Annotated in this window: 8 protein-coding genes and 2 pseudogenes; 4 read left to right on the forward strand and 6 right to left on the reverse strand. The window is 73.6% G+C overall.

Annotated features, from left to right (window positions below):
• Positions 1–10: 10 nt before the first annotated feature.
• The gene (locus ACH4UM_RS35400; RefSeq protein WP_398188670.1) at positions 11–820 is read right to left on the reverse strand and encodes an SDR family NAD(P)-dependent oxidoreductase; all 810 of its coding nucleotides are present in this window, start codon (positions 818–820) and stop codon (positions 11–13) included.
• Positions 821–871: 51 nt separating this feature from the next.
• On the opposite strand from ACH4UM_RS35400, the gene ACH4UM_RS35405 reads away from it, so the two are divergent.
• Positions 872–1,417 carry a hypothetical protein gene (locus ACH4UM_RS35405; RefSeq protein WP_398188673.1) on the forward strand — a complete coding sequence of 182 codons (546 nt, stop codon included), beginning with the start codon at positions 872–874 and terminating at the stop codon, positions 1,415–1,417.
• 42 nt (positions 1,418–1,459) lie between these two features.
• Here the strand turns inward: ACH4UM_RS35405 and ACH4UM_RS35410 are convergent.
• The 3 genes and pseudogenes from ACH4UM_RS35410 to ACH4UM_RS35420 form a co-directional block, all read right to left on the reverse strand.
• Positions 1,460–1,669 (reverse strand): annotated as a pseudogene (locus ACH4UM_RS35410) (short-chain dehydrogenase); the annotation flags it as partial.
• A gap of 171 nt (positions 1,670–1,840) precedes the next feature.
• The gene (locus tag ACH4UM_RS35415; protein ID WP_398188675.1) at positions 1,841–2,470 is read right to left on the reverse strand and encodes an MBL fold metallo-hydrolase; all 630 of its coding nucleotides are present in this window, start codon (positions 2,468–2,470) and stop codon (positions 1,841–1,843) included.
• The gene (locus tag ACH4UM_RS35420; RefSeq protein ID WP_398188678.1) at positions 2,470–3,555 is read right to left on the reverse strand and encodes an S-(hydroxymethyl)mycothiol dehydrogenase; all 1,086 of its coding nucleotides are present in this window, start codon (positions 3,553–3,555) and stop codon (positions 2,470–2,472) included. Before ACH4UM_RS35420 ends, ACH4UM_RS35415 begins: the two co-directional genes overlap by 1 nt.
• 199 nt (positions 3,556–3,754) lie before the next feature.
• On the opposite strand from ACH4UM_RS35420, the gene ACH4UM_RS35425 reads away from it, so the two are divergent.
• Both ACH4UM_RS35425 and ACH4UM_RS35430 read left to right on the forward strand, forming a co-directional pair.
• Positions 3,755–5,512: an ABC transporter ATP-binding protein gene (locus ACH4UM_RS35425; RefSeq protein ID WP_398188680.1), complete on the forward strand. Its 1,758-nt coding sequence runs from the start codon at positions 3,755–3,757 to the stop codon at positions 5,510–5,512.
• A gap of 172 nt (positions 5,513–5,684) precedes the next feature.
• Positions 5,685–6,050, forward strand: a complete 366-nt coding sequence (locus ACH4UM_RS35430) for a nuclear transport factor 2 family protein (RefSeq protein WP_398188683.1) — start codon at positions 5,685–5,687, stop codon at positions 6,048–6,050.
• Between the two features lie 276 nt (positions 6,051–6,326).
• On the opposite strand, the gene ACH4UM_RS35435 is transcribed toward ACH4UM_RS35430, so the two are convergent.
• Both ACH4UM_RS35435 and ACH4UM_RS35440 read right to left on the reverse strand, forming a co-directional pair.
• Positions 6,327–7,298, reverse strand: a complete 972-nt coding sequence (locus ACH4UM_RS35435) for a CU044_5270 family protein (protein ID WP_398188686.1) — start codon at positions 7,296–7,298, stop codon at positions 6,327–6,329.
• Positions 7,291–7,830: an RNA polymerase sigma factor gene (locus ACH4UM_RS35440; protein WP_398188688.1), complete on the reverse strand. Its 540-nt coding sequence runs from the start codon at positions 7,828–7,830 to the stop codon at positions 7,291–7,293. Before ACH4UM_RS35440 ends, ACH4UM_RS35435 begins: the two co-directional genes overlap by 8 nt.
• Before the next feature lie 27 nt (positions 7,831–7,857).
• On the opposite strand from ACH4UM_RS35440, the pseudogene ACH4UM_RS35445 reads away from it, so the two are divergent.
• Positions 7,858–8,066 (forward strand): annotated as a pseudogene (locus tag ACH4UM_RS35445) (hypothetical protein); the annotation flags it as partial.

Here is an 8,066-nt window from a genome sequence, read left to right on the forward strand (position 1 = left end):
CTGCGCAAGCTCAGAGGTCCGCTTCCTCCCTTTCCTCCTGAACCGCCGCCCTGAAGCCGGTGTTGACCGCGGTGAGGCCGCCGTCGACGGTCAGGGTGGTGCCGGTGATCCAGGCCGCGTCGCTGGAGGCGAGGAAGGCGACGGCGGCGGCGATGTCGTCGGGCTCGCCGACCCGGCCCAGCGGGTACAGCTCACGGATCCGGTCCAGTTCGGCCTCCCGGCCCGTCCACGCCGAGGTACGCACCGTGCCCGGCATCACCAGGTTGACGCGGACCCCGCGGGCGGCGGCGTGCCCGGCGAGGGTGCGGGTCAAGGACGCAAGGCCCGCCTTCGCGGCGCTGTAGGAGTGGTTGCCGAAGTCCTGGACGCCGTTGACCGAACCGATGCCGACGATGGCGCCCCGGCCGGAGGCCGCCAGGTGCGGCAGGGCGGCACGGCAGCACCGGTAGGCGCCGGTGAGCGTGACGTCGAGGTCGCGGCCCCACACCTCGTCGGGGCCGTCCTCGAAGAGCGGGGTGTCGGGCGTGCAGTGGGCCGCGCAGTTGACCAGGACGTCCAGCGATCCGAACGCGCGGACCGCGTACTCGACCGCCGCCTCCACCGAGGCCCGGTCCGCCACGTCCAGCACGTGCGCCCGGGCCTCGAGGCCCCGGTCCCGCAGGGCCGCCGCGGTCCGGTCCGCCTCGTCCACGTCCACGTCGGTGACCAGCACCCGTGCCCCCTCCTGGGCCAGCCTCCGCGTGGTGGCCGCGCCGATACCGCGGGCCGCGCCCGTGATGAGAACCCCGTGTCCGCCGAAGCGCCTCGCCGTGTCCGTCATGGCCCGAACCTACTGCCGGGGCGATCGACCCTGACGGATAACGTGCACGGCATGTCCGCGTTCATACAACAACTCCCCGCGCTCATCGGCGTCGTGATCGGCGCGCTCGGCTCCTACCTGGCGGTCGTCCGCAGCGACCGGGCCCGGTTCCACCGGGAGCGCACGGCGCGTTGGGAGGAGCGGCGGCTCGCGGTGTACGCCGAATACGCGCGCACACTGAAGAAGTCGGTCACGCTGACCTACCGGGTGGCCTCCCACCTCGGCAACGACCCGCATCCGCATCCCCTGCCGCTGACGCAGGCGGAGTCGCTGCTGGCGGAGGCCGCCCTCGCCCGGGACCCCTCCGGGGAGGCGCTGCTCATGCTGGGCAGTCCTGAGGTGGTGGAGAAGGCCCGGGTCTGGGTCGTCGTGGCGATGGAGATGGAACGCTTCCTGCGCGAGGGGCGACACGAACCGCAGGTGTGGCAGACGCTGCTGGAGCGGCAGCGCGCCGCGCGCGAGGGCTACTACGCCGCCGTGCGCACGGACCTGGGGCTGCCGCCGGGCCACACGGCCCGCTGGCCGCTGCCGCCCGTACCTCCGGCGCCGGAGGGATGAGCGCTCACCGGTGCGCCGGCCCGGGCCGGCCGGTGCCCGTCGTCACCGGCGGTCCGTCGGGTCCGCCCCGGTCTCCTCGTCCTGGACGTCGGCGAGGTGGCGCCGGGCGCCGGGACGGCTGCCGTCCAGGTCCGTGGAGCCGTACTCCTGGGCGAGGCCGCCGCCGGAGAGGGACCGCCCGTTCCAGCGCGCCACGTCCGGGTCGGCGGCGAGAGCGGCGACGGCTCGGCCAACGTAGCGCGGTGTCCCGGAACCGACGGCACCGCCGATTACGACGCGACACCCATGCACGAACTTCAGCGCCGCCGCGCCCGCGGGTGCACCGCCGCCCGTGCAGGCGGGCCGCACGGGCGGTTCCCCTTCGCGCGGCCCGCCGGCGGCCGTGCCGCGGCCCGGCTGACGCCTTCCCGCGACCCGCGTCCCTCAGTACCCGCGCGCGACCCACTCGTCGAGGTGGGGGGCCTCGGCGCCGATGGTGGTGGCATCGCCGTGGCCGGTGAGGACCTTCGTCTCGGGCGGCAGGGTGAGAAGGCGGTCGCGGATCGAGGCGATGATCGTCGGGAAGTGGGAGTAGGAACGGCCGGTGGCGCCCGGGCCGCCCTTGAAGAGGGTGTCGCCGGTGAAGACGGTGGCGAGCCCGGGGTCGTACAGACAGATCGCGCCCGGGGCGTGGCCGGGAGTGTGGATGACCGTCAGGTCGGCGCCCGCCGCCTCGATCACCTGGCCGTCGGCGAGGTGCTCGTCGGGGTCCCGGTCCGGGTGGGTCATCTTCCACAGCGGCAGATCGTCGGGGTGCAGCCAGATCGTCGCGCCGGTGAGGTCCGCGAGGGCGGGGGCGGCGCCCACGTGGTCGTTGTGGGCGTGGGTGCACACGATGGCGGTCAGCCGGCGCTCGCCCACGACGGCGGCGATGGCCTCGGCGTCGTGGGCGGCGTCGATGACGACCGCCTCGTGGTCGTCGCCGACGATCCACACGTTGTTCTCGACGTCCCAGGTGCCCCCGTCGAGGGTGAACTGGCCGGAGGTGACGAGGCGCTCGATGCGGGTGGTCATCACAGCACCACCACCGAGCGCAGCACGTCGCCGTGGTGCATCCGCTCGAACGCCTTCTCCACCTCGTCCAGTTGGATGGTCTCGCTCACGAACTTCTCCAGCGGCAGACGTCCTTGCAGGTGCAGGTCGACGAGCATCGGGAAGTCACGCGAGGGGAGGCAGTCGCCGTACCAGCTGGACTTCAGCGCTCCGCCGCGTCCGAAGACGTCCAGCAGCGGCAGTTCGAGTTTCATCTCCGGGGTCGGTACGCCGACCAGGACGACCGTACCGGCCAGGTCGCGGGCGTAGAAGGCCTGCTTGTACGTCTCCGGGCGGCCCACGGCCTCGATGACGACGTCGGCACCGAAGCCGCCGGTCAGCTCGCGGATGGCCTCGACCGGGTCGGTCTCCCGGGAGTTGACGGTGTGCGTGGCGCCCATGGTGCGGGCGGTGGCGAGCTTGCGGTCGTCGATGTCGACGGCGATGACCTTCGCGGCGCCCGCCAGATACGCCCCGGCGACGGCCGCGTCGCCGACGCCGCCGCAGCCGATGACGGCGACCGAGTCGCCGCGCCCGACGCCGCCGGTGTTGATCGCCGCGCCGATGCCGGCCATCACCCCGCAGCCCAGCAGTCCGGCCACGGCCGGGGAGGCGGCCGGGTCGACCTTGGTGCACTGGCCGGCCGCCACCAGCGTCTTCTCGGCGAAGGCGCCGATGCCGAGGGCCGGGGCGAGCTCCGTGCCGTCGGTGAGGGTCATCCTCTGCCGCGCGTTGTGGGTGTCGAAGCAGTACCAGGGCCGTCCACGCAGACAGGCACGGCACTTCCCGCACACGGCACGCCAGTTGAGGATCACGAAGTCGCCGGGCGCGACGTCCCTGACACCCTCGCCGACCGACTCCACGACGCCGGCGGCCTCGTGGCCGAGCAGGAAGGGGAACTCGTCGTTGATACCGCCCTGCTTGTAGTGCAGGTCGGTGTGGCAGACGCCGCAGGCCTGGACCCGTACGACGGCCTCCTGGGGCCCGGGGTCCGGCACGACGATCGTCTCGACCCGTACCGGCTCGTTCTTCCCGGGTGCGATCACGCCGCGCACTTCCTGCGCCATGGTGGTGGTCCCTTCCGTCGACCGTTGTCCGTCTTCCCGACCCTACGCCGTGACCGATCGGTAACGGCGCGGATCGGGTGCGGGGCGTACCAGGTCGCTCGCCGTGTCGCGCCGTGGCCGGCGGCCTCCCCCGGGCTCCGGCCGGGCCGGCGGCCGACGTAGCCTGAACACTCCGCCCGACCGACGGACAGGGAGCGCTGTGAGCATCGCCGAGAGCGAGAGGACCGGGCCGCCGGGGTGGCGGCTGCTCCTCGGTTACGTACGGCCCCACCGGTGGGCCCTGCTGGCGGGCGCGGTGCTGTCGCTGGTGACCGGGGCCACGGGGCTGCTGCTGCCGCTGGTGGCGCGCGGGCTCATCGACGATCTCGAGCACGACCGGACCATCACGGGCGCACTGGTGGTCATGTCGGTGCTGGTGGTCGGCAACGCGGCGGTGGGGGCGCTGGGTTCGTACGTACTGCGCCGCACGGCCGAGTCGGTGGTGCTCGGCGCGCGGCGCGCCCTGTCGTCGTATCTGCTGCGGCTGCGCATCCCGGCGGTCGACCGCAGCGAGCCGGGCGACCTGATGGCCCGGATCACCTCCGACACCACGCTGTTGCGCGAGGTCACCACCGACTCGCTGGTCGGCCTCGGCACCGGTGGGCTCACGCTGGCCGCGACGGTGGTGATGATGGGGCTGGTCGACCCGGTGCTGCTGGGCGTCACACTGGCGGTGATCCTGGGCGCGGGCACGGTGCTCGGTGTGATCGTGCCGCGCATCAACCGGGCGAGCCGGCGGGCGCAGGACGCGGTCGGGGTGATGGGGGCCTCGCTGGAGCGGGTGCTGGGCGCGCTGCGCACCGTGAAGGCGTCCGGTGCCGAACACCGCGAGGAGCGGACGCTGCACGCGGCGGCCGAGGAGTCCTGGCGGCAGAGCGTGCGGGCCGCCAGGTGGTCGGCGGCGGCGGGCAACACGGCCGGTCTCGCGATGCAGATCGCCTTCATCACCGTACTCGCGGTGGGCGGGGCACGGGTGGCGACCGGCGCGATCGGCGTGGGCACCCTGGTCGCGTTCCTGCTGTACGTCTTCTATCTCATGTCGCCGATCCAGCAGGTGGTGGGCGCCGTCACGCAGTATCAGACCGGCGCGGCCGCCCTGGCCCGTATCCAGGAGGCCCTGCAGCTGCCCGCCGAACCGCCGTCCCGGCCCGCACCGTTGCCCTCCCCCGGCGCACGACCGGCCGAACTCGCCTTCACGGACGTCCGCTTCCGCTACGCAGACGACCTGCCCCACGTCCACCACGGGGTGACGTTCTCGGTGCCCGCGCAGGGCATGACCGCGTTCGTCGGCCCGTCCGGCGCGGGCAAGACCACCGTCTTCTCCCTGATCGAGCGCTTCTACGACCCCCAGTCGGGGGTGATCACCCTCGACGGCCGGGACCTCGCGGACTGGGACCTGCCCCAACTGCGTTCGGCCATCGGCTATGTGGAGCAGGACGCGCCGGTGCTGTCGGGCTCGCTGCGGGACAACCTGCTGCTGGGCAACCCCGAGGCGGACGAGGACACACTGGCGAGGGTGCTGAAGACGACCCGCCTGGACGGTCTGGTGGCGCGGTTGCCCAAGGGGCTCGACACGCTGGTCGGGCACCGCGGTACGAGGCTGTCGGGCGGGGAGCGCCAGCGTGTCGCGATCGCGCGCGCCCTGCTGCGCCGGCCCCGGCTGCTGCTCCTGGACGAGGCGACCTCGCAGCTGGACGCGGTGAACGAGGCGGCGCTGCGCGACACGGTCGCCGACGTGGCGCGGACCACGACCGTCCTCGTCGTGGCCCACCGGCTGTCCACGGTGACGACGGCCGACCGGATCGTCGTCATGGACGCGGGCCGGGTGCGCGCGGTGGGCACCCACCGGGACCTGGTGGCCACCGACCCGCTCTACGCCGAACTGGCGGCCACGCAGTTCCTGGCGACGGCCGAATGAGCCGCGGGGCCGGGTCAGTGGCCTGGCGGCCGCGGCCCGCCGCTCACCCGCCGGGGAGGAGCGGCCCGCGCTCCGGCTGCGCTTGCCGAGCCCGGCGGGGCGGAGGAGCCTCGAAGGTGAGGCCCGTCGCGGCCCGCTCCTCCCCGGGCCGCGGCCCCCGTAGGAGGTCACCATGGCTACCACCGCAAGTCCCGCCTTCGACACCGATACGCTGCGCCGCGGCATCGAAGGACCCGCCTCGTCCACGCTGCTCTCGCTCTACGCGGACGACGCGGAGATACGCATCGTGGACCGCAACACCCAGCCCAGTCACCCCAAGATCCTGCACGGGCGTGACGAGATCGGCTCGATGCTCGACGACGTCTACAGCCGCGACATGACGCACAAGCTGGAGCACTGCGTCGTCCAGGGCGACCATGCCGCGTTCGTCGAGTCCTGCGAGTATTCCGACGGCGTCCGGGTCCTGGCCGAGTCCATGATCTCGCTGCGCGGCGGCAAGATCACCGAACAGATCCTGATCCAGGCATGGGACGAGTAGGAAGGAAGTCCGCGCGTTGCCAGGTCAGCTCCCGGCTGACCTGGACCTTTTCGGCCCGGGCTGGGGCGGGCCGGTCGCATTCGCTGCTGCTTCGGCGGCCGCGACCGGTTTCCGCCGCGAGGCGGCTGGCGTTCGCTGCCCTGCTGCGGTCGTTACTGCGGGCAGCGCGGCCCCACCCGCGTCCCCCGGCGCCGCATGTGCTTCGGAGGCGGCGCGCGCTCGGGACGCGGCGGGTGGTTCGGGCGCGGAGTGCCCGGCGTCGGTGAGCCGGAGCGGTCAGCGCATCCAGGCGCTGTACTCCATGACGTCCCCGGCCCGGACGCCGTACTGCGGCTGATCCGTGGTGAAGGTCGTCTCCAGTCCGAGGACGGCACCGGTGGCGGGGTCCAGGATCAGCATGCGGCGGCTGCCGTGGGCGTCGTGCACGTACGCCTGGCCGGGCCGTCCGAGCCGGTCCGTGACCCGGCCGACGGGGTGCAGTCCCCCGGCGTTCGCGAGCAGCCCGGTCAGGGCCGCCGACTCTCGTGGGCCGAGGGTCCAGTTGTCGAGCAAATCCTGTACGGCGTCGAGGAGTTCGGGGGTGGATGGGTAGGTGGAGGTGCTGCGGGCCACCTCCGCCAGGTAGGCGCGCAGGCGCACGGGGCTCTGCGGCGGCGGCGACCCGGGCGGGGCGTCGCTCCAGCTCGGCGGGTAGGTACGGTCGGACAGGACGTGGCCGTCGGCGACCTTGCGCGGACCTCCGTCCTCATCGGTGAGGACCGGGCGGCCCGGGTGGCGGGGGTCGGTCGCGACGACGAGTTCGGTGTGGCTGCCGTCGGCCCTCCAGCGCACGACCCGTTCCTCGGGGAGGGTGATCGGCGGTCCGTCGTCCGCCATGCCGAGGCTCCACGACTGCACATGGGTGCCCTTGCGCAGCCGGGGCGAGCCGCCGTCGGCGGCCGCCCGGGCGCGCTCGGCGATCCGGTCCAGCGGTAGGGGGGTCGAGCCGGTCTGCACCACCAGCGGGCGCGGTGCGGCGACGGCCGGGGCGGTGCCCGGGCCGGAGAGCAGCAGTGCCGACACCGTCGCGGCGACGACGGCGGCCGCGAGGCCCCAGCCGAGCCGCCGCGGACGGCGGCCCGGTGCCCGGTCGCGCAGGAGCCGGTCGAGGTGACGTTCGGCGTGATGGCCGAGGGGGCCGTCGCCGTAGTGGGGGCCGCCGGCCGGTACCGGGTTGGCGCCGCGCAGGAGCTTCAGTTCGTCAGTCATGGCCGTGTTCCTTGGTGGCGGTGGCGGGCGAGGGGCGCAGGCGGTCGATCTCCGCTCTCAGCCGGCGGCGGGCGCGGTGCAGCCGCATGGCCGCCGCCCTCCGACCGCAGCCGAGGGCGACGGCGATCTCCTCGACGCCGAGTTCCTCCCAGGCGGCCAGCCGCAGCACCTCCCGGTCGGCCTGGGACAGCCGGGCGAGGGCGTCGTGCACCCAGGCGCCCGGGGCCTCCGCGTCGGGGCCGGCGACCGTGTGCCGGCCGTGCGCCGTGTCGTCGTTGCCGAGCCGGTCGAGCAGCCGGCGCCGGCGCCCCAGGCCGCGTACCGCGTTCGCCAGGCAGTTGCGTGCCACGCCGTACAGCCAGGGCAGCGGCGCCGGCGGCAGGTCCGCCCGGCGCCGCCACGCCACGGTGAACACCTCCGCCACCACTTCCTCCACCTCGCTCGTCCGGCCGTCCAGTCGCCGCGCGACATAGCGGCTGACCGCCCAGTAGTGCTCGCGATAGGCAGCGGCGAAGATCTCGTCGTTGCTCATGTTCCGTTCGTGTCCGGCACCCGTGGGATCGTCACAGCGGTTTCTGTGACGCTCGTCGCTCCCCGGGAGTGTGACCGGCGGCCCGGGCGCGGACACAGGCGGGGCGTGACGAGGATCAAGAGGATCAAGGACATCAGGGCCGTGAAGTGGCTGACGACCACGGACCACAAGACGATCGGGACGCTGTATCTGGCGACGTCGTTCGCGTTCTTCTGCATCGGTGGCGTCATGGCTCT

The sequence above is a fragment of the Streptomyces sp. NPDC020801 genome, from assembly GCF_044334385.1.
Classification (GTDB): domain Bacteria; phylum Actinomycetota; class Actinomycetes; order Streptomycetales; family Streptomycetaceae; genus Streptomyces.

What these genes read in the sequence shown, in the direction of transcription:
- ACH4UM_RS35400 (WP_398188670.1), bottom strand. Translation starts at nt 820, where the DNA reads ATGACGGACACGGCGAGGCGCTTCGGCGGACACGGGGTTCTCATCACG.
- ACH4UM_RS35405 (WP_398188673.1), top strand. Translation starts at nt 872, where the DNA reads ATGTCCGCGTTCATACAACAACTCCCCGCGCTCATCGGCGTCGTGATC.
- ACH4UM_RS35415 (WP_398188675.1), bottom strand. Translation starts at nt 2,470, where the DNA reads ATGACCACCCGCATCGAGCGCCTCGTCACCTCCGGCCAGTTCACCCTC.
- ACH4UM_RS35420 (WP_398188678.1), bottom strand. Translation starts at nt 3,555, where the DNA reads ATGGCGCAGGAAGTGCGCGGCGTGATCGCACCCGGGAAGAACGAGCCG.
- ACH4UM_RS35430 (WP_398188683.1), top strand. Translation starts at nt 5,685, where the DNA reads ATGGCTACCACCGCAAGTCCCGCCTTCGACACCGATACGCTGCGCCGC.
- ACH4UM_RS35435 (WP_398188686.1), bottom strand. Translation starts at nt 7,298, where the DNA reads ATGACTGACGAACTGAAGCTCCTGCGCGGCGCCAACCCGGTACCGGCC.
- ACH4UM_RS35440 (WP_398188688.1), bottom strand. Translation starts at nt 7,830, where the DNA reads ATGAGCAACGACGAGATCTTCGCCGCTGCCTATCGCGAGCACTACTGG.